The sequence below is a fragment of the Flavobacterium oncorhynchi genome (genome assembly GCF_002217355.1).
GTDB lineage: Bacteria > Bacteroidota > Bacteroidia > Flavobacteriales > Flavobacteriaceae > Flavobacterium > Flavobacterium oncorhynchi.
In genome coordinates, this window is record NZ_MUHA01000026.1 from 35,475 (window position 1) to 58,334 (window position 22,860).

23 protein-coding genes are annotated in these 22,860 nt (G+C 31.2%); 11 read left to right on the top strand and 12 right to left on the bottom strand.

Annotated features, from left to right (window positions below):
- Positions 1-194: 194 nt before the first annotated feature.
- The 9 genes from B0A75_RS16885 to B0A75_RS16925 form a co-directional block, all read right to left on the bottom strand.
- On the bottom strand, positions 195-1,733 hold the full coding sequence (locus B0A75_RS16885) for a serine hydrolase (RefSeq protein ID WP_089055465.1): 1,539 nt from the start codon (positions 1,731-1,733) through the stop codon (positions 195-197).
- Between the two features lie 16 nt (positions 1,734-1,749).
- Positions 1,750-2,541, bottom strand: coding sequence for a TrmH family RNA methyltransferase (locus B0A75_RS16890; RefSeq protein WP_089055438.1), 792 nt, complete (start codon positions 2,539-2,541; stop codon positions 1,750-1,752).
- Between the two features lie 249 nt (positions 2,542-2,790).
- Positions 2,791-3,876, bottom strand: a complete 1,086-nt coding sequence (locus tag B0A75_RS16895; protein WP_089055466.1) for an alkaline phosphatase family protein — start codon at positions 3,874-3,876, stop codon at positions 2,791-2,793.
- 62 nt (positions 3,877-3,938) lie between these two features.
- A complete protein-coding gene (locus B0A75_RS16900) occupies positions 3,939-4,352 on the bottom strand; it encodes a hypothetical protein (RefSeq protein ID WP_089055439.1) in 414 nt (137 codons plus the stop codon).
- A 36-nt stretch (positions 4,353-4,388) separates the two neighbouring features.
- Positions 4,389-5,720, bottom strand: a complete 1,332-nt coding sequence (locus B0A75_RS16905; RefSeq protein ID WP_089055440.1) for a DUF58 domain-containing protein — start codon at positions 5,718-5,720, stop codon at positions 4,389-4,391.
- A 78-nt stretch (positions 5,721-5,798) separates the two neighbouring features.
- On the bottom strand, positions 5,799-6,812 hold the full coding sequence (locus B0A75_RS16910; protein WP_089055441.1) for an AAA family ATPase: 1,014 nt from the start codon (positions 6,810-6,812) through the stop codon (positions 5,799-5,801).
- Between the two features lie 36 nt (positions 6,813-6,848).
- Positions 6,849-8,054 carry a DUF4350 domain-containing protein gene (locus B0A75_RS16915; protein WP_089055442.1) on the bottom strand — a complete coding sequence of 402 codons (1,206 nt, stop codon included), beginning with the start codon at positions 8,052-8,054 and terminating at the stop codon, positions 6,849-6,851.
- Positions 8,054-8,821: a DUF4129 domain-containing protein gene (locus B0A75_RS16920; RefSeq protein WP_089055443.1), complete on the bottom strand. Its 768-nt coding sequence runs from the start codon at positions 8,819-8,821 to the stop codon at positions 8,054-8,056. The genes B0A75_RS16915 and B0A75_RS16920 overlap by 1 nt, the downstream gene beginning before the upstream one ends.
- Before the next feature lie 12 nt (positions 8,822-8,833).
- Positions 8,834-9,814, bottom strand: coding sequence for a stage II sporulation protein M (locus B0A75_RS16925; RefSeq protein WP_089055444.1), 981 nt, complete (start codon positions 9,812-9,814; stop codon positions 8,834-8,836).
- Between the two features lie 20 nt (positions 9,815-9,834).
- Between B0A75_RS16925 and B0A75_RS16930 the strand changes: the two genes are divergently transcribed.
- From B0A75_RS16930 to B0A75_RS16965, 8 genes are all read left to right on the top strand, one after another.
- Entirely contained in the window at positions 9,835-10,578 is a 744-nt protein-coding gene (locus tag B0A75_RS16930; protein ID WP_089055445.1) for an RDD family protein, read from the top strand.
- A 235-nt stretch (positions 10,579-10,813) separates the two neighbouring features.
- Entirely contained in the window at positions 10,814-11,662 is an 849-nt protein-coding gene (locus tag B0A75_RS16935; RefSeq protein ID WP_089055446.1) for a hypothetical protein, read from the top strand.
- 8 nt (positions 11,663-11,670) lie between these two features.
- Entirely contained in the window at positions 11,671-12,090 is a 420-nt protein-coding gene (locus B0A75_RS16940) for a PH domain-containing protein (protein ID WP_089055447.1), read from the top strand.
- A gap of 65 nt (positions 12,091-12,155) precedes the next feature.
- On the top strand, positions 12,156-12,758 hold the full coding sequence (locus B0A75_RS16945; protein ID WP_089055448.1) for a trimeric intracellular cation channel family protein: 603 nt from the start codon (positions 12,156-12,158) through the stop codon (positions 12,756-12,758).
- A 152-nt stretch (positions 12,759-12,910) separates the two neighbouring features.
- Positions 12,911-13,861 carry a FemAB family protein gene (locus B0A75_RS16950; protein ID WP_089055467.1) on the top strand — a complete coding sequence of 317 codons (951 nt, stop codon included), beginning with the start codon at positions 12,911-12,913 and terminating at the stop codon, positions 13,859-13,861.
- A 126-nt stretch (positions 13,862-13,987) separates the two neighbouring features.
- Positions 13,988-15,142: a DegT/DnrJ/EryC1/StrS family aminotransferase gene (locus B0A75_RS16955; RefSeq protein ID WP_089055449.1), complete on the top strand. Its 1,155-nt coding sequence runs from the start codon at positions 13,988-13,990 to the stop codon at positions 15,140-15,142.
- Positions 15,143-15,145: 3 nt separating this feature from the next.
- Positions 15,146-16,654 carry an oligosaccharide flippase family protein gene (locus tag B0A75_RS16960; protein ID WP_089055450.1) on the top strand — a complete coding sequence of 503 codons (1,509 nt, stop codon included), beginning with the start codon at positions 15,146-15,148 and terminating at the stop codon, positions 16,652-16,654.
- Positions 16,635-17,381: an acyltransferase gene (locus B0A75_RS16965; protein ID WP_089055451.1), complete on the top strand. Its 747-nt coding sequence runs from the start codon at positions 16,635-16,637 to the stop codon at positions 17,379-17,381. Before B0A75_RS16960 ends, B0A75_RS16965 begins: the two co-directional genes overlap by 20 nt.
- Before the next feature lie 93 nt (positions 17,382-17,474).
- Here B0A75_RS16965 and B0A75_RS16970 read toward each other — a convergent pair whose 3' ends face one another.
- Entirely contained in the window at positions 17,475-18,371 is an 897-nt protein-coding gene (locus B0A75_RS16970; protein WP_089055452.1) for a glycosyltransferase family 2 protein, read from the bottom strand.
- A gap of 167 nt (positions 18,372-18,538) precedes the next feature.
- Between B0A75_RS16970 and B0A75_RS16975 the strand changes: the two genes are divergently transcribed.
- From B0A75_RS16975 to B0A75_RS16985, 3 genes are read left to right on the top strand one after another with little or no spacing between them, the layout of a single operon-like run.
- The gene (locus B0A75_RS16975; protein ID WP_089055453.1) at positions 18,539-19,636 is read left to right on the top strand and encodes a glycosyltransferase; all 1,098 of its coding nucleotides are present in this window, start codon (positions 18,539-18,541) and stop codon (positions 19,634-19,636) included.
- A gap of 4 nt (positions 19,637-19,640) precedes the next feature.
- Positions 19,641-20,045 carry a sugar 3,4-ketoisomerase gene (locus B0A75_RS16980; RefSeq protein ID WP_089055454.1) on the top strand — a complete coding sequence of 135 codons (405 nt, stop codon included), beginning with the start codon at positions 19,641-19,643 and terminating at the stop codon, positions 20,043-20,045.
- Positions 20,042-21,127: a glycosyltransferase family 4 protein gene (locus tag B0A75_RS16985; RefSeq protein ID WP_089055455.1), complete on the top strand. Its 1,086-nt coding sequence runs from the start codon at positions 20,042-20,044 to the stop codon at positions 21,125-21,127. Before B0A75_RS16980 ends, B0A75_RS16985 begins: the two co-directional genes overlap by 4 nt.
- 8 nt (positions 21,128-21,135) lie before the next feature.
- On the opposite strand, the gene B0A75_RS16990 is transcribed toward B0A75_RS16985, so the two are convergent.
- Both B0A75_RS16990 and B0A75_RS16995 read right to left on the bottom strand, forming a co-directional pair.
- Positions 21,136-22,014, bottom strand: coding sequence for a glycosyltransferase family 2 protein (locus B0A75_RS16990; protein WP_089055456.1), 879 nt, complete (start codon positions 22,012-22,014; stop codon positions 21,136-21,138).
- Positions 22,015-22,698: a cell division ATP-binding protein FtsE gene (locus B0A75_RS16995; protein WP_089055468.1), complete on the bottom strand. Its 684-nt coding sequence runs from the start codon at positions 22,696-22,698 to the stop codon at positions 22,015-22,017.
- Positions 22,699-22,860: the final 162 nt, after the last annotated feature.

The following is a 22,860-nucleotide window of genomic DNA, read 5'->3' on the forward strand; positions in this document are numbered from 1 at the left end:
TGGTTCAAGTACTAAAAATAGGAAAAAAAATGAATATACGCAAGGGAATCGATCTCTGATTTTTAGAATGAAATTAATTGGTTTCAGGTTTCAAGTTTCAAGTTTTTGAACCCACTTTTCAAACCAAGTTTTCGACCTGAAACTTGAAACCTGAAACTTGATCACAAAGCTTTATGAGAAACCTGAAATAAAAATTACTTTTTAGAAAAATCTAAATCTTGAAAATCATAACTAAAATCAGTCAGGTCAGAAATTGGAAGCATTTTTAAGTTAACCACATTTCCGCTTTCATCGTATTTGAAAAGCAAATGAGCATCTGCATGAAAAAAGGCATTATTCCATTTTACAACATAATTACCATCTTTGTAGAAAAAGACTTCACCAGCAAGCTGCGGAGAACGTTTTGAAGCAAAATACAGCTTTCCTTTTTTCTCTGTAATCGTTATTTCGCCAAACCAATTGTCTTTGTAAGTACCAATAATTTTTGAAAAATCAACCTTTAGTTTGTTTTTTTTATTTTTTGCCACAACAGCCCAAACTTCGTCTGTAACTTTATCAGCAGATTCTTCGCTGGCTTTCATTCGGTTGCTGTAAACCGTAACATAATCATCAGATTTAATGCCTAAATAACTGTCTTTAATTGTATTTGTAATGGCGCTGAATGCCGCTCCAGACTGTTGATTGGTTAAAACGATAATTCCTAATCCTAATTCTGGAATCAAAGTAGTTTGTGTAACATTACCTTCTAATCCGCCTGTGTGTGAAACTTGTTTGTATCCTTTTACATCGCTTAAAAACCAGCCTAAACCATATCCGTTAAAATGAGTATTGTAAGGAGGTCTTGTTTTGGTTGGAATTATAGTTTGTAACTGCCACATTTCGTCATGTTCTTTTTCTGAAAATAACTGTTTATTGTCGCCGTATTTTCCGTTATTGATTTGCAGAATTGCCCATTTACTCATGTCGTTTACACTAGAATAAATTCCGGCAGCACCATCGAAAAGCTGATTTTCATAACGTTTTATTGTTTTCAATTTTCCATCAATCGGAACGTGTGGCGTAATTACGTTTGTGGTGTCTTTTAAACGTTTTACCGATGCCACACTATTGGTCATTTCTAGTGGTTTCATGATTCGTTCTTCAACAAAATCAGCCCAAGTTTGTTTGCTTACTACATGTACAATTTCGCCCGCAATTATATACATTAAATTGTCGTAATCGTATTTTGTTCTAAAACTCGAAACAGGTTTTAAATAACGTAAATTATGAATAATATCTTGAGCTTTAAAATCGCTTCCATCTGGCCAAATCATCAAATCACCTGCGCCAAGACCCAGTCCGCTTCTGTGCGTTAGTAAATCACGGATTGTAAATTCGCGAGTTACAAAATCATCATACATTTTAAAATCTGGAAGATAAGTAATTACTTTATCATCCCATTTTATTTTACCTTCGTCAACCAGCATTGCTAACGCCGCAGATGTAAAAGCTTTACTGTTTGATGCAATTCCAAATAAGGTATTGGCATCTACTTTTTGTTGTGTCAAAACTGATTTTACACCATATCCTTTGGATAAAACTACTTTGCCGTCTTTTACAATCGCAACTGCAATTCCTGGAACATCAAAAGTTTTTATAGTTCGATTTACCAAGTCATCTACTTCTTGATTGGTTATTTGTGCTGAAACAGAAAAGCTAAATAATAATGCTAAAAGCGATAATTTGTAATTCATGATGGAAAGTTTTTTTTTAGTTAAATCCTCTTTGACGTTTGGCTTCAAAAATTAAAATCGCGGCGGCTACAGAAACATTCATACTGTCTATTTCGCCCTGCATCGGGATAATGATATTTTGTGTTGCTGCATCACGCCAGTCTTGTGTTAATCCCGTAGCTTCTGTACCAACAACTAAAGCGGTTGGAGTTGTGAAGTTTTGGGTATGATAAGAAGTTGAATTTTGTAAGGTAGCACAGTAAAAATCGATCTTTTTTTCTTTCAGAAAAGCAATGATTTCTTCTGTGGTTCCTGTGGCAATTTGATTAGTAAATAAGCAGCCAACGCTGGAACGTACTATATTTGGATTGTATAAATCGCTTTTTGGATTTGCAATTAATACGGCATCTAAGTTTGCTGCATCTGCAGTACGTAAAAGTGCACCAATGTTTCCTGGTTTTTCAGGAGATTCGGCTACTAAAATCAAAGGATTGTCTGATAATTTTAAATCAGACAGTTTTAAAGATTTGGTTTTGGCTACTGCCAAAATACCTTCGGTTGTATCTCGATATGCTAGTTTTTGGTAGACTTCTTTGTTGATTTCGATCAACTGAACTGATTTAGAAACTAGTTCGTAAATTTGATTTTCGGTAACTAATTCAGGTAAAAATAAAACCGTTTCGATTTCAAAACCGCCTTTTATAGCAAGTGAAATTTCGCGTTGTCCTTCAATTAAAAATGTTCCGGTTTGTTTTCGGGCTTTTGCTTTTTCTTGTAATAAAACAAGCGATTTTATAAACGGATTTTGTACTGAAGTGATTTGTTTCATTTTTTTAAAGGCTCAAAGTTGCAAAGGTTCAAAGGTACAGAGTTTTTTCTAAAAGTTACAAAGGTTCAAAGCGGCAAAGGTTGATAGGTTATTTTTTTACTTGGTTTTGAAAACCTTGCGGGTGTTTAGTGAATAAATAGAAATAAAAATTTGCCACGAATTTCACGAATTTTTACAAATTTTTTACCAGTGATAAGTAAAATTTTAATTCGTGTAAATTTGTGAAATTCGTGGCAAAAAGCCAGATTTTTATTTCTTAAAAACTTCTTTAACCTCAGTATCTACAGGATGATCTGCGCTAAAAGTGTATCCCATAATTTTGGCAATAGTTTGAGCAAACTGTTTTTGATAAATTTGAGATTCTGTTTTGATTTCACCTTTTGGAGCAATTTCAGGACCCATCGCTGCAAACCAAATTTGTGATGCGCCGGCAATGTCAGAACCATGATCAGTCCATTGTGTTTTTATTTTGTCGCCGCGTCCGTGATCAACCGTAATGAAAATGGTTGTTTTATTTTTGTATTGCGGATCATTTTGTACAAAATCCCAGATTTCTTTAATCCATTTATCAACCTGATTGGCAGCGTCAAGATACGATTTGTATTGTCCGTGATGTGCCCATTCATCTGTTTCACCATAAGCAACATAAAGTACTTTTGGTTTGTTGGTTTTTAGCTCGTTCATTGCTTGATAATGTGTAAAAACATCTAGACATTCACCTTCATTAAAAGGTTTGTACGAGTTATTACGCATATCATTCAATAATTTTTGAGTGGGCGTTGGCTTAGTTCCTCCAACATTATCAAAAGCCGAAATAACAGGGAAACCGCTTCTTTCTTCGTTTAAAATTCTATCAAAAGCATCCCAAGCTCCAAAAGCTGCAGTTTTGCCTTTTATTTTTGGCTGCTGGTTTAAATATTCTAAAATATTTACATTCGGATTGGCTTTGTAACTGTTTGAATTTACCTTAAGATCAACATTTCCAGTCATAATTTCGCTATATCCGGGATAACTAAACCAATATGGATTGGCTACATCAACTTTGTTACCAAGATCACGATTGCCATAAATTTGTCCTTTTGAAGCAATTTCTGACCAGAAAAAAGGCATTATTTTTTTACGAGATGATGCAAAATCAGCACCAGCGTAGTTTTTATAAATATAAGTGCTGTCACCTTGATTGAATTTTTTATCATTGGCAATTGCAGGATCAATTCCTTTAAAAACTTCCTGCCATCTAAAGCCGTCTGTGGTGATTACAATAATGTTTTCTGTTTTTTGTGCGCTGCTTAAAAAGCTTATTAAAACAAATGCGGTTAAAAATAGTTTTTTCATAGTATAGTTTTTTTGAATTGTAAAGGTCGAAATATTCACGATTTTAAAAATAAACATTTGTATTATCTTTTGTTTTTTATAATGTAAACAATAAAGATTATTTGACTTAATAAAAAAAGAAGAAGCGAAGTATAAGCTACAATATCAAGTAATGTAATGAATTCAAGAATATCTTTTGAATTTTCGACAGTTGTCATGCGGATAAACATATTAAATCTTGCGTAAAATACAAAAGGAATGCAAAGGATAAAATGTATTGCAAAAATTTTAAAAGAAATTACTTTTCCTTTTCGGAGTATTATCCAGTAAGTTATAAGAATTACTAAAAGTATGCTCCATACAATTATTTCTAAATAAGATGTTGACGGAATAACAGTATTCCATCCTGGATTTTGAATTGTGAATCCTGATTCAAATGGAGTTGCAACAAGGAAAAGTAATAAAAATGATAGAAAGGGGATATGTTTTTTTTCCATTTACCTATTTATTGAATCAATTTATCTGATCATTTACTACAAAATCCCGCGCGCCTTAATTTCTAAATATTTATTAATAGCATCTAAAGTCAGATTCTCTGGCTGTGTTAAAACGGAATGGATTCCGTATTTTTTTAATTCATTTGCGATAAGGCGTTTTTCGAACATGAATTTTTCGGCTATAACTTTATCGTAAACTTCTTGAATAGTATCTGTTTTTTTGTTGATGATATCGTTTAATTCTGTATTCTGAAAAAAGACAACTACCAATAAGTGGCTTTTTGCAATTCCTTTTAAATAAGGTAATTGGCGATTTAAACCATCCATAGTTTCAAAATTGGTGTACAGGATAATTAAGCTTCTTTGGTTGATATTTTTCTTAATATCGACATATAATCTGCTGTAATCGCTTTCGAAAAAATCAGTTTTAATATTGTATAAAGTTTCCAGTATTTTTTGCATTTGAGAGCCTCTTCTTTCAGCAAAAACTCTGTTTTCTACTTTTTTAGAGAAAGCGAAAAGACCAGCTTTATCTTGTTTTTTCAGAATTACATTGGATAAAACTAAAGTCGAATTTATCGCATAATCTAATAAACTCAATCCATTAAAAGGCATTTGCATCACACGTCCTTTATCAATTGCCATGTAAACTGATTGTGATTTTTCGTCTTGAAATTGGTTCACCATCAAAGTATTTTTCTTTGCAGTGGCTTTCCAGTTTATGGTTCTAAGATCGTCGCCTTGAACATATTCTTTAATTTGTTCAAACTCCATTGTGTGACCAATTCGGCGTATTTTTTTGATTCCGTATTGATATAAATTATTAGAGAATGCTAATAAATCGTATTTTCTCAACTGAATATACGAGGGATATGTTGGAACCATTTGATCTTTGGCAAATGAAAATCGACGGGAAATTAATCGTAAAGGAGATGATACATAGATATTTAAATACCCAAAATAATATTCACCACGTTCTGTTGGGCGTAAATCATAGCCAATTTCTTTTTGATCTGAAGCTTTGATTTTTTTTACAATTTTAAAATCGCGCACTTGAAATTGAAATGGAATTTCATCAATTATCTTAACTAAAATAGGAAAGGTATAATAGTTTTTTATTTGAATATTTACAGGATTTAAATCTCCATTTGAAAGCTTTTCGGGCGTAATTCTTTCTGCTTCGATTCCAGTTTTTGTGAGATATAAAATTAGAATATCAAGAGCTAAGAAAGTGAATAGAATCAAAAATACAAACCATACAGCATTGTACAAATTTGGAAAAATAAAAGCGCAGACAAATAATCCTATAATGCCCAAAAGCACATAGAAAAAGAAATTATTCAGATATAGACTTTTTATAAAATTCACTGTTTTTTTGTTTCAGGTTTAAAGTTTCAGGTTTCAAGTTAACTCATAACTCAAAATTCATAACTCATAACTTTTTTACTATCTCGGAATCTCTACTGTTTCGATAATTTGTTTGATAATTTCTGAGCTTGTAATTCCTTCCATTTCACGTTCTGGAGTTACAATCACACGATGTTGTAAAACAGGAATAGCAGCTTCTTTAATATCTTCCGGCGTAACAAAATCACGTCCGCGAATAGCAGCAAATCCTTTGGCAGCATTTAAAATCGCAATAGACGCACGAGGCGAAGCTCCTAAATACAAGAAGGCATTTTCACGAGTGTTAACGACGATTCTGGCAATGTATTCTAATAAATTTTGCTCAACTCTAATCTGTTTTACTAAAGCTTGATAATTGTTTATTTCAGATGATGAAAGAATAGTTTTAATAGCTTCTAATTTACCATGATCCTGCAATAAATGTTCTCTCTGGATAATTAAAATTTCTTCGTTTAATTTTGGATAATCAATGGTAATTTTAAACAAGAAACGGTCTAATTGTGCTTCTGGCAAACGATATGTTCCTTCTTGCTCAATTGGATTTTGGGTTGCAATTACTAAAAACGGAGTTTCTAATTGATAGGCAGAACCGTCAATTGTAATCTGGCGTTCTTCCATAACTTCAAAAAGTGCAGCCTGAGTTTTTGCTGGAGCACGATTAATCTCGTCAATTAAAATTAAGTTAGAAAAAATAGGGCCTTTTTTAAATTCAAATTCTGAGCTTTTCAAATTAAAAATAGAAGTTCCTAGAATATCCGAAGGCATTAAATCCGGCGTAAACTGAATTCGGCTAAAGCCAATGTTTAATGTTTTTGAAAGTAATTTAGCAGTAATTGTTTTCGCAACTCCAGGAACACCCTCTAATAAAACGTGACCGTTTGATAAAATGGCAACTAAAAGCTGATCGACCATTTTGTGCTGACCGACAATTACGGTTTCTAGTTCTTTTTTGATCTCGTTTACGTGTTCTAAAAGCGGAGCTAGATTTATTCTGGCTTCAAAATTCACATTTTCATTGGTGATTTCAGTTTCTTGAGTATTAATATCGTCCATGATTGTGTATGTTTTTTATTTAATTGGTATAAAATATTAGTTTAAAATCTTTTCAATTGCAGTATTAATTCTAATTAAATCTTGTTCAATACTGGCATGATAACCGTTTCGATGTTCGTTGATTAAAAATATAAGTTCCTGAATATCTGTTTCGTTTTTTCCAGTTTTATGATGCAGTTTTTTTACAAAATCTTCATCAAGCTTTGTGGTATCGATTAAATATTCAGTTCGAATTTTTTCTAAGAAATAAATGATTTTTTTATCAATAATATTGGTGTGATCTCCTTCTTGATAGTACAAATTACCTATTGTTTTAGTAAAATCTATAGTAGAATTTGCTAATGGCTGCAAAATAGGTACAATACGCTGTTTTCGTTTTGCATTGAATACCATAAAAATCAGCATTCCGATTAAAAATAAATACCAAGCCCATTTTAATGCGGGCTGACTTAGAATATAACGAAGCGGTGATTCTGAGATATTTTCATTGTTTTGTCCTTTGGTATACCAGTAAATATTGCCTTTCGGAATGTATGATAATACATTTTCAGTATATTGATATCGATCTTCTTTTAACAAATTATAATTGGTAAAAGCTACGGGATTCATGTGCAGATAGAAATAACCGCTTTTGTAGGCAACTTTTATAAAGTTGATGTTTTTTTTCTCTTTTGGATTTCCTTGATACCCTAAAACAGTAGTATTTAAAGTGTCGATTTTAGAAAAGTAATCAACAATATTGCCTGATGATTTATAGATTTTTGAACTCAGTTTTTTATTCGCCATCCAAACAGAATTATTTTCAGTTTGAAGAAAACCAGAATTGTAATCTATTTTAAGACTGTCTAATAAAGGTTTTGGAAAATTGGTCATGCTTAAAAAAGCATTATTTCCATGCGAGACAAAATACATGATCTCTTTAATCGATTGATCGTCAATAGTGTTTTGTGCCGAAATGTTTAGAAAAGTACCTTTTACAGTATAAGTTTGCACCAAAGTGTCTTCATCGTATTTTGAATCTAAAAATTCATACGGTGTGACATCAGCAATTTTTTCAATTTTTTGATTTTTAAGAATACCGCCAATTTCTTTGTCAAAAACATACAACCCAAAAGGGATTTTGTCATTGACAGAGTAGGTTGGTCTCCAATCAACAGGTTTTGGTTTGTTGTAATCTGAAACTAAAATTAAGATCAAGATAAAAACCAGAATTCCAATGTAAATTTTGATATTTTTACTCATCAGCTAAAGGTTTTTAAAGCATTCTTAAATCGATTTTCAGCCTTGTTGAAGGTTGTATCGTTAATTTCAAATTCTCCGTACCAAATATAATTATAGAGATAAGATAAATAGGTAAACTCTTCTTTGTGAGCTGGTTTTTGAAGTTCGTATAAGTAATCTGAATTGGTTTTTTCAATATCCCATTCAATGTAATTATGCTCTGCCATCGTTTTTAAAAGCCAAAGATAATAGTATCGAACAGCGGTGCGTTTTTCGCCTGAAGCAAGGCTTTCTTTTATCAGTTTTTCGAAATCTAGAAGATGAATATTTTTTTCAATATCAGAATAATGAACTGTTCTTTTCTGCGAGTTTTTGCCAAAAATCCATTGCCCTTCTTTGTTAATAATGGCTTTGACAATTAAATAAATCACTAAAACAATAACCAAAACAGCGATGATTCTTAGAAAAAGAACGGTGAATTTTAATGAAGCTTCAGTTGTGCTGAAAGAGAAAATATTTCGCAAAATACTAGCAAGCCAATCTTTAAAGCGATCCCAATAGCTTTTTTCTGGCGCTTTCTGCTCATAGATAAAATCTTGATCGGTATATTTTTTTTTGAAATTTTTTGAGAATGCTTTTGCTTCTACAGTACTCGAATCAATTTGAATATCAGATTCGGTATATTTTACCGCATTAATTTTTGGAGGTTCTTCTGTCACCAAAGAATCCTGCGCATGCGAGATGCCGCAGAAAAAGAGAAAAGATAAAATAAATAAAAATTTATTCATTACTGGTGTAGATTAATTCGATTTGGCAGATAGTTTTTGTACTTTTTTATGAACAATAAAAGGATAAATCAGGTAATAAAATGAAATTATCGCTAACGTAAACAAGATAATAAAACTGCTTAACCAATTAGGCATATCGATAGAATATCGGGTTATAAAACCTTCTAAAAAACCAGCACCTATTGTAAAAGGAAAAGTACTCAAGAATATTTTGAAGCTGTTTTTAAAACCAATTTTAAATGAATTCATTCTCGAAAAAGTTTTAGGAAATAGGATAGAAGCTCCTAAAATAAATCCTGCAGCAGATTCTATAACAATTGCAAAAATTTCCATTGAACCATGAATCCAAATACCGCGAACGCTTTTCCAGAATACGCCTTGATCGTAGAAAAAATACTGAAAAGATCCCAGCATTATTGCATTTTGAAGAAAGATGTAAAATGTACCAATACCGCCTGTAATTCCAAACATATAACATTTTGCACCAACATAAAGATTATTCATCGTAATGCCGATAAAACTTCCCCAGTTTGATCCAGATCCGTAAACCGCCATTGGATTTCCTTTTTTGATATTATCCAGAGACATATTTACATAGTCATCGCCTAAAATCAAACGAACAAAATTTGAATCATATCGTGCCGAAACGACTCCAATTGCGACAGTCACAAAAAATAAAACAAAAGCATACATCAAATATCTTTTGTATTCAAATAAAAGCAGCGGAACTTCGGTTTTGAAAAATTCAACGATTCTATTTTTTTCAGTTCGTTTCGTTTTGTAAATTTTTTGGTAAATCTGCGAAGCAAGATGATTTAAGTATACAACCGTCTTACTTTTAGGGTAATAAGTTTGTGCATACGACAAGTCATTCATTAATTGAATGTACAAATTAGCTAATTCGTCAGGATTTTTCTTAGCTTTGCGGAAAATAGCTAGCTCAAATTCCAGCCATTTTTCTTTATTTTGTTTTATAAATGCAACTTCTCTCATTGAAGGCTAAAATATAAAATATGTCAGAATTATCTATTAATACGACACAAAATGTTCGAATAAATTTTATCGCCGCCACGGTAGGTGAGCGAATGGGTGCTTATTTTATAGATTTAGGCATTAAATTATCATACATAATTGTTGTTTCACTGCTTGTTTTTTATTGGCTTGACCTTGGTCCGTTGATGGATAATTTAGATACTTGGTCACGAGGTGCCATATTTTTAATGCTTTATTTCCCTCTAATTATTTACTCTATTACTCTAGAAAGTATTTTTGAAGGTCAGTCTTTTGGAAAGAAATTAGTCAAAATTAAAGTGGTTAAAATAGATGGTTATCAAGCCGGATTTGGTGATTATTTAATGAGATGGTTTTTTAGAATAATTGATTTTTCATCATTTTATGGACTTGTTGGTTTAATTGCAGTTGTTTCAAGCAAAAAAGCACAGCGTTTAGGCGATATGGCTGCAGGAACGGCAGTAATTACACTAAAAAACAAAATCAATATAAGTCATACTATTCTTGAGGAAATTGGAGATGCTTATGTGCCAACCTATCCTTTGGTTATTAAATTATCTGATAATGATATGAGAATTATCAAAGAAACATATCAAAAAGCCGAGGCAAAAAACGATCATGAAGTGATTTATAAATTAGTTGCTAAGATCGAAAATGTAACAGGAATAAAGAATCAATCCGGAAATAATGTTGATTTTATTAGAATAGTGTTAAAAGATTATAATTTTTACACTCAAAACATGTAATGTTACTTTTTTTGTAATTAGTCGTTCGATACTGCAGAGTTTATTCAGAAAAATGATAGTTTTCAAATTTTTAGTATAATTTTTTAACATACTTCGCAAATCGCCGAAAAAAAATGCTTTTAAGCTCATAACGGGTTAGATGATTTCTTAAATTTGTTAAAGAACTTAGCAGTAAGTTTCTTTAAAAATGGCGTAACCGAAAAGCCAAAGAGTAGGAAGATTTAAATATAAAACAATGAAAATTAAAAGCTTATATGTTGTTGTAATACTATTTTTGGTATCAATTGCAGCCTTTGCTCAGGGCACAAAAAAATTAGATAAAATTATAAAAAGAGATTATCAGGTAATTGAATGTACAATTAGTAAAATGTCTGATAAAGCAGTTGAATATTCTCTGCCAGGAGAAACACTGCAAATTTCGTTAGATACGGGACAAATTGCACGTATTGATTTTGCAAGCGGACGTTCACAAACATTTGATGTAACGCCAACAAGCAGTTCTCCATCAACAAGATCAACAGCGGTTGTTTCTTCTGAAATGAAACAAAATACAATTGCAGTACTTCCAGTTCCATATCTAAATTCAGACACACAAGAAAGTTCTGAAGATATGGCAAAATTTGCACAAAATGACCTTTATAATAAACTGCTGGATAAATCATCAAATATTTTTCCTTTAACCGTTCAGGATTTAAGAACGACTAATAGTTTGCTTCGTAAAGCTGGAATTGATTATAAAAATATTGACGAAACGCCAATTGAAGATCTTGAAAAAATTCTAGGCGTTGATAATATTGTAGCGGCTAAAATTTCATATACTATTGGATCTGGCACAACGGCAACGACTTACAACAGCGGGAATGCAAAAGTAAGTGACAATAACAAGAAGGTAAAAACCAGCGATATTTCGACTACGACAGCCAATACGCAAGAGTATTACTATTACACCGTATATTTTGATATGTATAAAAACGCCTCAAAAATATACTCGCAAACACGTAAACCTTTCTTGGCGGTAAAAGACAGCTGGATTGATTCTGTGCAGTATTTACTGAAAAGAAGTCCGATTTATGTAAAAAAATAACTGAATAAATGAAAAAATTTAAATCTAAGATTAGTATTTTACCCATTCTTTTTTTAAGTGTCATCTTTGGTGGAGTTTTAATAAAATTGCTTTATGAAAAAGTTTGGGGTGTAAGTGCTTTTTTAGTTTTGATTATCATTTTTATTGGACATATATTTTTAAACACGTTCTATAGTGTTGAAGGAAAAAAATTGAGAATAAAATGTGGGTTTTTAATTGATTATATAGTTGATGTTCAACAAATAAAAAGAATTTCCGAAACAGGAAGTTTAATGAGTTCTCCTGCGCTTTCTCTGGATAGACTTGAGATTTTGTATAATAAGTTTGATACTGCAATAATTTCGCCAAAAGATAAACTCGGTTTTATTGAAACAATAAAGAAAATAAATCCAGAAATAGAAGTAATTGTAAAATGTAAATCAAGTTAATTGTAATTTTATATCAAAAATCTTTGTATCTCTGCATCTTTAAACCTTTGCAACTTTAAAAAAGAATGTTTCATTTATTAGATATTATCGGTACGATGGCATTTGCAATGTCTGGCGCTTTAACGGCAATGCACAAAAGGCTTGATCCGTTTGGCGTTTTTATTATTGCTTTTGTAACCGCCGTTGGAGGCGGAACCCTGCGCGATGTTTTAATAGGCAGAACTCCGGTGGGCTGGATGCTCAATCTGCAATATGTATATGTTATTATCTTAGGTTTTTTTCTCGCTATTCTTTTTAGAAAAAAGTTCGATAAACTCAGAACCTCTTTGTTTTTGTTTGATACAATTGGTTTAGGCGTTTTTACTTTGATAGGCCTTGAAAAAGGAATTATGGTTGGTCTGCATCCAGTAATTTGTGTGGCGCTTGGTACAATGACAGCCTGTTTTGGCGGTGTACTTCGAGACATTTTATGCAATGAAATTCCAACCGTTTTTAGACGAGAAATTTATGCAACGATCTGTATTTTTGGCGGAGTTGTCTTTTTTGTTTTAAGAAAATGGAATCTGGCAGACGATGCGTTGTATCTGGTAACTTCTGTAGTTATTATTTCTGTACGTTTATTGGCAGTAAAATACAAATGGCATTTACAAGCATTTGATCATAAATAAGATTTATTTCTGCCGCGAATTACACTAATTTCCACAAATTATACTTTAGGAATATAAGCAGTATGCTTATAAAAAAGTTATAATTTTGGTACCATTGAGTGTAATTGAAAAATAATTAGTGAATATTCGTGAAATTCGTGGCAAAAGAAAAAATGAAAAATCTTACAGTAAAAAAATACACGAAAAGCGATTACGACATTTGGAATGATTTTATCGATCAGGCCAAAAATGCTACGTTTTTGTTTCATCGTGATTTTATGGAATATCACGCAGATCGTTTTGAAGATTTTTCGCTTTTAATTTTTGAGGATGAAAAATTACGAGCTATTCTGCCTGCAAACAAACGATCAAATTCTGTTTATTCACATCAAGGACTTACATACGGCGGTTTGGTTTTTTCAGCCAAATTAAACGGAGAAAAAGCAGTGTCAATTTTAGATGCCGTTTTGTTTTTTTTGAATGAAAACAGCATTGAAACCTTTTATTATAAACCAATTCCAAGTTTTTATCTTTCAGGTGGAAATCAAGAAATCGACTTTTTTTTATTTAAAAGAGGTGCCGTTTTAGAACGAAAAGAAATGAATTTAGCTGTAAATTTAAATCTGCCTTTAAAGATTTCCAAAAGTAAACTAAAGCATTTTAGACGAATTGAAAATCTTGATTTAGATATCATTGAAGAAGAAGATTTTCAGCCTTTTTGGAATGAAGTTCTGGAACCAAGATTATCAGAAAAGTTTAATGTAAAGCCAGTTCATTCAAAAGAAGAAATTGCCTTATTAAAAAACAGGTTTCCTCAAAATATAAAACAGTTTTCTGTATATCAGTATGATGAAATTATTGCCGGCATAACGATTTTTGAAACCAAGAATATTGTAAAATCACAATACGGTGCCACTTCCAAAAAAGGAGAAGAAGTAAGAGCACTCGATTTTTTATTCATCAATTTGATCCATAAATACAAACGAAAAGGAAAGCATTTTTTTGATATGGGAATTGTAAATGATGACAATGATTCAGGTTATCACGCTGGATTACTCAAACAAAAAGAAGAATTAGGCTGTACGGTTTATAATCAGGATTTTTACAAAATTGAGATAAAATAATTTCTATTAGACAGTTCTATATGTATTTTGATAACCGAAATACCTATTTTTGAGATTACAAATTAATTCAAATAGATTTTTAGAATTATCTATGTGAATCTTTTTAATCTGTGGCTGATACAAAATATGATACCATTTCTAGATCTAAAAAAAATTAACGAGCCTTATGAAACTGCTTTTCAAGAAAAACTGAAAATGGTTTTAGATAATGGCTGGTATATTTTAGGAAAAGAAGTTGAAATTTTTGAAAAGGCTTTCGCCGAATATTGCCAAACAAAATACTGTATTGGAGTTGGAAATGGTTTTGATGCTTTAGTATTAATCTTTAAAGGTTACATACAACTTGGAAAACTGCAAAAAGGCGACGAAGTTATTGTTCCTGCAAACACTTATATTGCCAGTATTTTAGCCATTTTGCAAGCAGGTTTAGTTCCTGTTTTAGTCGAGCCAAAATTAGTAACCTATAATATAAATCCTGATTTGATTCAGGAGAAAATTACATCAAAAACAAAAGCTGTTTTAGCCGTTCATCTTTACGGACAATTGGCCGAAATGGAGAAAATAAACAAAATTGCTGTTCAAAATAATCTTTTAGTAATAGAAGATGCTGCACAATCGCATGGAGCGATTGAAAATTCTAATAATTCCAAATTCCAAATTCCAAACAGAAAGGAAGATAAAATCAGCAATCAAAAATCAGCAGTCAAAAATCTAAAATCAAGTGCAGCGTACAGCTTTTATCCAGGGAAAAATTTGGGTTGTTTGGGCGATGGCGGAGCGATTACGACAAACGATTCTGAGTTGGCAAAAGTGCTTTTTGCGCTTCGAAATTATGGTTCACATCAAAAATATTACAACGAATATATTGGCGTAAATTCGAGATTAGATGAATTGCAGGCAGGATTTCTGAATTTAAAATTACCCAATTTAGATGCTGATAATAGTAAACGACGAGCAATTGCAAAACGCTATTTGACTGAAATTAAAAACGATAAACTAATATTACCCTATTGGGATGATTCTAATAACCACGTTTTTCATTTATTTATCATTAGAACTAAAAATAGAGACGATTTGCAGCATTATTTAAAAGATAATAATGTTGAAACCGTAATTCATTATCCAGTGCCGCCGCACAAGCAAAATGCATTTTTAGAGTGGAATAATCTATCTTTTCCTATTACAGAAAAAATTCATAATGAAGTTTTAAGTTTACCAATAAGTCCTGTTTTAACAGAGGAAGAAGTTGATTTTATTATCGAAACACTTAATCAATATTAATTAGTGTCTGATAGTAAAAAATCATATCAAGATATTTTAAAAACGACTTCGGTTTTTGGAGGAGTACAGTTTTTTTTGATTTTGTTTTCCGTTATTCGAACCAAGTTAATTGCTGTTTTTATTGGTCCTGCAGGAATGGGAATTGTTGCTTTGTTAAATTCAAGTTTAAGTGTTTTAAACAGTATTTCAGGTTTAGGAATTGAAACCAGCGCGGTAAAAAGCATTTCCGAAAATTATAAAAACGATGATATAAAAACAGTTTCAAAAACAATTCAAATTGTAAAAAAGATTGTTTTTATCACTGGAATTGCTGGAATGCTGTTTACTTTAATTTTTTCAAAAACCTTAAGTATCATTACTTTTGGCGATTCAAGTCAAACCTATTCGTTTGCATTCCTTTCTGTAACCGTTTTATTTAAACAATTATCTTCAGGGCAATTGGCTGTTTTGCAAGGGTTGCGTCAATTCCGATTTTTAGCCAAAGCCAATCTATATGGTAATTTATTTGGATTGCTATTTTCCATTCCGTTGTATTATTTTTTAAGAATTAATGCCATAGTTCCCACCATCGTCATTACGTCATTATTTTCTTTAGTTTTTTCATTTTATTATTCCAGTAAAATAAAAATGGAGGAAGAAAAAATCTCAAAAACAGCAGTTATTGCCGAAGGGAAATGGATTGTAAAACTTGGTTTTATGCTGACTATAAGCAGTGTTTTAACGCTTTTGTCAACATATCTAGTTCAGATTTATATTGGTAAAACCGGCGGATTGGAGCAAGTAGGTTTTTACAACGCAGGATTTACTTTGCTGAATTCTTATGTTGGAATTATTTTTACAGTTATGAGCACCGATTATTTTCCAAAATTAGCGGCTGTAAATACAGATAATAATCAAATTAGAACCAGCGTACAGCAGCAAGCTTTTATTTCAATTTTACTTATCACGCCAATCATTGTTTTGTTTCTTACTTTAAGTTCGGTAATTGTTCGGCTTATTTATACTACAAAATTTGATGTTGTAATTCCAATGATTTGTATTGGAATTTTAGGAATGTTGTTTCGTGCCGTTTCATGGGCAATAGGATTTATTTTAATTGCCAAAGGGGATTCGAAAATGTTTGTAAAAACTGCCGTTGGTTTTAATATATTGTCATTATTGATGAATATTTCAGGCTATTATTTTTATGGTTTAGAAGGTCTTGGTTTTAGTTTCTGTTTTTATTTTTTATTCCATTTTATTGGTTTAAAAATAATTACTAAAAAACGGTACAATTTGTATTTTGAGAAAGATTTCTATGCAGTTTACCTCGTGTGTTTTGCAATCTGTCTCACTGCATTTTTAGTTAGATATATTGAAATTGAGCTTTTAAAATACACTTTATTATCCATTATGATTTTGCTTTCCTTTTGGTTTAGTTGGTTCCAAATCAATAAAAAGATAAATTTAAGCGAAATATTTACTTCATTTGTGATGCGAAAAAAAGACAGAAATGATTCAGAGCAGTTATAAAAAATGCCGTTCTTTTTACAATAAAACCAAGTTTTACTGCAAAGTAAACTGGATCAAAACACTGTATTTTAATTTCAAGAAATTCCCTTTTAAAACAGCAAAAAAACTTCCTATTTTCTTTTATGGGCCTGTGAAATTTACTTCGATGAAAGGCGAGATTCAGCTTATCGGAAAAATTCAAAAAGGAATGATAGGTTTTGGTCAGCCTTACGAATTGAATTCTGTTCATAAAGGAATTGCTGAAATTGCTGTTTATGGAACATTGCTCTTTAAAGGAAAGTTTCAATTTGGAAAAGATTACTTTCTATTTGTTGGCGAAGATGCCGTTTGTGAGCTTGGTAATATGGCATCAATGGCTTCGAGTTCAAAATTAATTTGTACTGAAAAAATTGTTTTAGGAGATTATGCCAGATTTGGTTCTGAATCGCAGATTATAGATACTAATTTTCATGATTTAATTGATACTCAAACAGGGGAGAAGTTTAAAAAATCAGCTCCAATTCACATCGGAAATTATAATTTTATGAGTAATAGAGTTTCGATTTTTAAAGGAACTCAAACGCCTGATTTTTGTACCGTTGCATCAAATAGTTTATGTACAAAAGAGTATACAGCTTTAGGCGAAAATATTTTAATTGGTGGTGTTCCTGCTAAATTGATCCGAAATAATATTTCCAGAGACTGGCAGGGAGAAAAACAGCAATTAGATGATTTTTTGTCTATTTAGTAAAAATAGAATTTGGTAAAAACAGCCACGAATTCACGAATTATTTTGCCAATTTTAATGATTAAAAATTCGTGTATTCGTAGCTGTTTTTATTTACAAAAGTATTTTAATTCGTTGTTTTACTTCAAGCAGAATATATTTAAATAACAATTTAAAATTCGAAGTTTTAAACGCCAAAATCATTTCATAATGCATTCGTTTTAAAATGGCTTTGTGTTCTTCCTTTGTTCTGTTTAAAGCAATTGCTTTCTGAATAATCAAATAAGTAGAATAATTTATTTTTCTAGATCTTTCGTCGTTTTTAAGAAAAAAATGCGTTCCTTGAGAAGTCAAGACAATTCGTTTTTGAATCAAAATTGCATCAATAAAATCAAAGTCATATTTTCGGGAAGCACGAATCCACAGATCTAAATCTTCATAAGCCAGATTTTCATCATAACCTTGTAAATCATCAAAAACAGATTTTTTAACCATCGATGAAACAGAGCAAATACTATTACCGCCAGAAATGACACTTAAATAAATATCGCCCGTTTTTCGGGTTTCGATTGTTTTTTTTGAGGAATCAACAGGAAAGTAATAAGAGTCAAACTCACCATTTTCAGTAATCAGTTCTGTATTTCCGTAAACAACACCTAGGTTTTTATATTGACTTTTTTGAAATGCTTTTATTTGTAATGAAACACAATTTGCTGCTAAAATATCGTCGCAGGCCAAATCAATTATAAAGCTGCCTTTTGCATGTCGAAGCGCTTTATTAAACGATTTGGTACTTCCTAAATTCGTTTCATTTTCAATAAATAAAACATCAGGATAATTGGTCAGCCAATTCTTAATGACTTTTCTTGAATTATCGGTGCTGAAATCATCAACAATAGTTAATTCAACATAAGGATAATCTTGATTAACAGCCGACATTAAACTCTCGACAATAAACCTTTCGTGGTTATAACACAAGCAAATTATAGACACTAATGATTTATCCTTCATGTTTTTTGTTTTACCATTAAGAGATTAAGGAAATAAAGTTAAACACAAGCTTAATTTTCTCCTTTAAGAAAATTAAGACAAAGCTTTATGCAACTTAATGTCTTAATGGTTCTAAATCTTATTTTATTTTAAAAAGTTATATTTGATACGAAAATAAGAAATCACGAATGATATTGTCTCACAAAAAAAAGAAAATTGCGCTGATTGGTTATCGCTTAAGCGGAGGCGGAAGTGAAAAAGTAATGGCAAATTTGTCTGTTTTTTTTGAAAGTAAAGGTTTTGAAGTTGATTTAATTATTGTTTTAGACGAAGTAAGTTATCTCTATTCTGGGAAATTGGTAAACCTGGGTTTGCTCAAAAATAAAAGCAATGGTTTCTTTAATAAAGCTAGAAGATTAAAGGTTTTACGAGATTATTTAAATCACAATCAATTTGATTTTATTATTGATTTTCGCTTTCGAACTAAGGTTATTCAAGAGCTTATTTTGGCTCGATTTATTTATAATGCAAAGACTATTTTTACGGTTCACAGTTTTTTAATTGATCATTATATGCCAAATAATTCTTGGCTCACACAATTAATGTACAATCATTGTTTGGCAAATGTTGCTATTACTGAAGAAATGAAAACATTGGTAGAAACGAAACATAAATTAAAAAATGTGGTAACGATTGCAAACCCTGTAAACTTTGATGAGATTGTGCAAAAACAGAATGAAAAGATTGATTTACAGTTTGATTTTATAATTGCAATTGGACAATATGAAAATGAAATAAAACAGTTTGATAAACTCATTTCGAGTTACGCTGAATCTGATTTGCCTCGAAATAAAATTCATTTGGTTATAATTGGAAACGGAAACGAAAACAAGCTCAGAAAAGTAATTTTAGAGAATAATATTGCCGATTTTGTTCATCTTTTAGGTTTTCAGAATAATCCATTTAAATATCTCAGCAAAGCAAAATTTTTGGTTTTAAGCAGTAAAAATGAAGGTTTTCCAAATGTTATTTTAGAAGCTTTGGCGTGCGGAACTCCGGTTGTTTCATTCGATTGTGATTTTGGCCCAAGAGATATGATTTCAAGTTTTGAAAATGGTATTTTAGTCGAAAATCAAAATTGGGAAAAGTTTACCGAAACAATGAATTTGTTCGTTTCAGATGAGAATTTATATCTGCATTGTAAACAAAATGCAACTAAAAGCATCAGCCCGTTTTTATTAGAAAAAATAGGCGAACAATGGTTGAATTTAATGAATTTGAACTAAAAATATGACCACAATTCAAGATATAACATTGGTAAAAATTCCTGTGGTAGAAGACTTAAGCGGGAATTTGGCTTTTATTCAAAACGGAATTCTGCCTTTTGAATTCAAGCGGGTTTATTATCTTTTTGATGTGCCAAGTACAGCTTTTCGCGGCGGACATTCGCATATTGAACAACACGAAGTTTTAATTGCTTTGAGCGGCAGTTTTGAAGTGATTGTAAATGATGGAATTGAGAAAAAAAGCTATTTGTTGAATAAACCAAATGTTGGATTGCATTTACCAAACGGCATTTGGCGTGAATTAGAAAATTTTTCTTCAGGTTCAGTTTGTCTTGTTTTAGCTTCAGATGTTTTTGAGGAAATGGATTATATCAGAGATTATGAAACTTTTTTGAAGTCTAAAAAATGAAACTGCTTTACATTGTTCCCACAATAAAAAATGCCGATGGAGTTGCCAGAGTTTTATCTGTTAAAGCCAATTATTTTATTGAACATTTTAATTATGAAGTACATATTTTATCTCAAAATGAAAATGACGAATTGCCTTTTTATGACTTCAATTCTAACGTTGTATTTCATTCTATTGAACTAAAGGGAAATGCTTTTAAGTTCTTAAAATCCTATCAGAAACAAATCAATCAAAAAATACAAGAAATAAATCCTAATGTTATTTTGGTTGCTGATAATGGTTTAAAAGGATTTGTTCTTCCTTTTTTAATTAGAACAAAAATTTCAATTATTCTAGAATGTCACAGCTCTAAATTTATTGAAGAGAAACAACAGAAATCAGGTTTCTTGTCAAAATTAGTTTCAAGAATAAAATATCGTTTTAAAGATTTTGGTGCACAAAATTTTACGCAAGTTGTTGTTTTATCAAATGAGAATTCAAACGAATGGAATGCGAAAAATGTAGTTGTAATTCCAAATCCGTCTTGGGTTAAAACGGAAGAAACAGCTTCTTTACAAAATAAAAAAGTAATTGCCGTTGCTAGAAATTCATATGAAAAAGGTTTAGACCGATTATTGCCCATTTGGGCAAAAGTAAATGAAAAACATTCTGACTGGGTTTTGGATATTTATACAAATGAAACCGATTCGTTGAAGAAAGAGATTATTCGTTTAGGATTAAGTTCAGGAGTTAATTTTTTTCCCTTTCAAAAAAGTATTGAGAGTATATATTTAGAAGCATCTATTTACGTGATAACTTCTCGATTTGAAGCTTTTTCTATGACTTTGATCGAAGCAATGTCTTTTGGTTTGCCTTGTATCGCCTACGATGGTTCCGCGGGTCCAAGATCTATTATTAATAATGAAACAAATGGATTTTTGGTTCCTGATGGAAATATAGCATTGTTTGCAGAGAAAATTTCAGTTTTGATTGAGAATGAAAATTTACGAAAACAATTAGGTTCAAATGCAAAAGAATCAATGCAGCTTTACGAGATAGATGCTGTAATGGAAAAATGGAAGAAATTGCTGGAAAGTTTATAGTTGCAACTTTATTTTAAGCTGCAGATATAACTTATTTTGAATACGTTCAACAGCATTAAAGAAGGATTGTCGGAGTTTAATTGTTTGCAGATAATTCGATTAAAAACGTTGTAAAATAATCCTAAAGCAAATTTTAGTTTATATTTTTTGAGCAGATTGTGTGCATATAATATTTTTACAAAACTAGGATCAATTTGTTTTTTTTGATTTAAAATAATCAGGTTTTCCAGACTGTTTTTCACTTTAGAAAGGTAAGTATCGCTGTTGTCAATTTCTCCATGTTCAACAGCATTATCAATATGTTTTACACTAAAGTTTGATTTGCTGACTTGAAAAGCAAAAAGAGTGTCTTCGTGACCATATTTTGTTAAATCCGCATCAAATTGTATGAGGTTAAAACAATCTTTTTTGATCAAAGTATTGTTGAACATTAGAGTTTTGAAAACAGAAGAATTTCTTTGAGAAACAGTTTTATCTTCAACCATTCGTCCATATTTCCATCTTAATTTTTGTTCTTTAGATTCGACTTTCAGCGGATGAATTCTGCCGCCGTAAACGATGTCAAAAGAAATAGTATCGAGATAATTTTGTATAAAACTGGGATTGATAATAATAGAATCTCCATCAATAAAAAGAAGATTCTCGTATTTAGCTTTTGCAACGAGTAAATTTCGATTAGAGCTTAATCCAATGTTCTTTTCTAAAGAAATAAAAGAAGAATTTTGCAAAGAATTTATAGACTCATTTTCCTTGTTTAGTACAGAATTTGAGGCGTCATCCTGAGCAATTATTTCAAAATTAATTCCACATAAACTGCATTGCTTTACGAGTTCGTTAACGAGCGATAAAACATTTTGATTGTAAATCGGAATTAAAATCGAAAGCATTTACACGTTTCTTTGCACCACTTCAAAGATTCTTTCATCTTCACATTTTAATGTTTTAGATGGAAATTTCATCAATAATGCATAATCGTGAGTGGCCATGATAATAGTTTTACCATTGGCATTAATCGTTTTTAGTACTTCTAAAACTTCAGAACTCGTTTGAGGATCAAGATTTCCTGTTGGTTCATCGGCTAAGATAAATTCGGGATCGTTAAGCAAAGCTCTTGCGATTGCAACACGCTGCTGCTCTCCACCAGAAAGTTGGTGAGGCATTTTGTTTAGGAAATCTCCCATTCCTACTTTGTTTAAAACTTCATCGATTTTATGCTCCATGGCTTCTTTTTCGGTCCAACCGGTTGCTCTTAAAACAAAAAGCATGTTGTCTTTTATAGAACGATCTGGAAGTAATTTGAAGTCTTGAAAAACAATTCCAATTTTACGTCTTAAATACGGAATATCATTTTCTTTTAAAGTAGCCAAATCAAAATCGACTATGTGACCTTCACCTTCCGTAAGCGGTAAATCTGCGTATAAAGTTTTTAAGAAACTACTTTTTCCAGAACCGGTTTTACCAATGATGTAAATAAATTCACCATGCTGAACATCTAAATTAATGTGCGATAAAATTTTTCTTCCTTCTTGATATATAGTGACTTCTTTTAGAGATAGTACGGTTTGTGACATAATAAAATTGATTTGATTGGTAAAAGTAATAAGATAACGGTTGGATTCAAAATAAATTTCAATCATTTCTTATAAAAAATCGAAATGTGATTTTAAACCATATAAGTCATATAAGTCCATTTTAAAGATGTTTGTTTGGGATTTTTACTACGGCAGCTTATA

Bases quoted from the DNA above. Each gene is read 5' to 3' on its own strand.
- B0A75_RS16885 (WP_089055465.1), bottom strand. From the start codon at position 1,733: ATGAATTACAAATTATCGCTTTTAGCATTATTATTTAGCTTTTCTGTT.
- B0A75_RS16890 (WP_089055438.1), bottom strand. From the start codon at position 2,541: ATGAAACAAATCACTTCAGTACAAAATCCGTTTATAAAATCGCTTGTT.
- B0A75_RS16895 (WP_089055466.1), bottom strand. From the start codon at position 3,876: ATGAAAAAACTATTTTTAACCGCATTTGTTTTAATAAGCTTTTTAAGC.
- B0A75_RS16900 (WP_089055439.1), bottom strand. From the start codon at position 4,352: ATGGAAAAAAAACATATCCCCTTTCTATCATTTTTATTACTTTTCCTT.
- B0A75_RS16910 (WP_089055441.1), bottom strand. From the start codon at position 6,812: ATGGACGATATTAATACTCAAGAAACTGAAATCACCAATGAAAATGTG.
- B0A75_RS16915 (WP_089055442.1), bottom strand. From the start codon at position 8,054: ATGAGTAAAAATATCAAAATTTACATTGGAATTCTGGTTTTTATCTTG.
- B0A75_RS16920 (WP_089055443.1), bottom strand. From the start codon at position 8,821: ATGAATAAATTTTTATTTATTTTATCTTTTCTCTTTTTCTGCGGCATC.
- B0A75_RS16925 (WP_089055444.1), bottom strand. From the start codon at position 9,814: ATGAGAGAAGTTGCATTTATAAAACAAAATAAAGAAAAATGGCTGGAA.
- B0A75_RS16930 (WP_089055445.1), top strand. From the start codon at position 9,835: ATGTCAGAATTATCTATTAATACGACACAAAATGTTCGAATAAATTTT.
- B0A75_RS16935 (WP_089055446.1), top strand. From the start codon at position 10,814: ATGAAAATTAAAAGCTTATATGTTGTTGTAATACTATTTTTGGTATCA.
- B0A75_RS16940 (WP_089055447.1), top strand. From the start codon at position 11,671: ATGAAAAAATTTAAATCTAAGATTAGTATTTTACCCATTCTTTTTTTA.
- B0A75_RS16945 (WP_089055448.1), top strand. From the start codon at position 12,156: ATGTTTCATTTATTAGATATTATCGGTACGATGGCATTTGCAATGTCT.
- B0A75_RS16950 (WP_089055467.1), top strand. From the start codon at position 12,911: ATGAAAAATCTTACAGTAAAAAAATACACGAAAAGCGATTACGACATT.
- B0A75_RS16955 (WP_089055449.1), top strand. From the start codon at position 13,988: ATGATACCATTTCTAGATCTAAAAAAAATTAACGAGCCTTATGAAACT.
- B0A75_RS16965 (WP_089055451.1), top strand. From the start codon at position 16,635: ATGATTCAGAGCAGTTATAAAAAATGCCGTTCTTTTTACAATAAAACC.
- B0A75_RS16970 (WP_089055452.1), bottom strand. From the start codon at position 18,371: ATGAAGGATAAATCATTAGTGTCTATAATTTGCTTGTGTTATAACCAC.
- B0A75_RS16975 (WP_089055453.1), top strand. From the start codon at position 18,539: ATGATATTGTCTCACAAAAAAAAGAAAATTGCGCTGATTGGTTATCGC.
- B0A75_RS16980 (WP_089055454.1), top strand. From the start codon at position 19,641: ATGACCACAATTCAAGATATAACATTGGTAAAAATTCCTGTGGTAGAA.
- B0A75_RS16985 (WP_089055455.1), top strand. From the start codon at position 20,042: ATGAAACTGCTTTACATTGTTCCCACAATAAAAAATGCCGATGGAGTT.
- B0A75_RS16990 (WP_089055456.1), bottom strand. From the start codon at position 22,014: ATGCTTTCGATTTTAATTCCGATTTACAATCAAAATGTTTTATCGCTC.
- B0A75_RS16995 (WP_089055468.1), bottom strand. From the start codon at position 22,698: ATGTCACAAACCGTACTATCTCTAAAAGAAGTCACTATATATCAAGAA.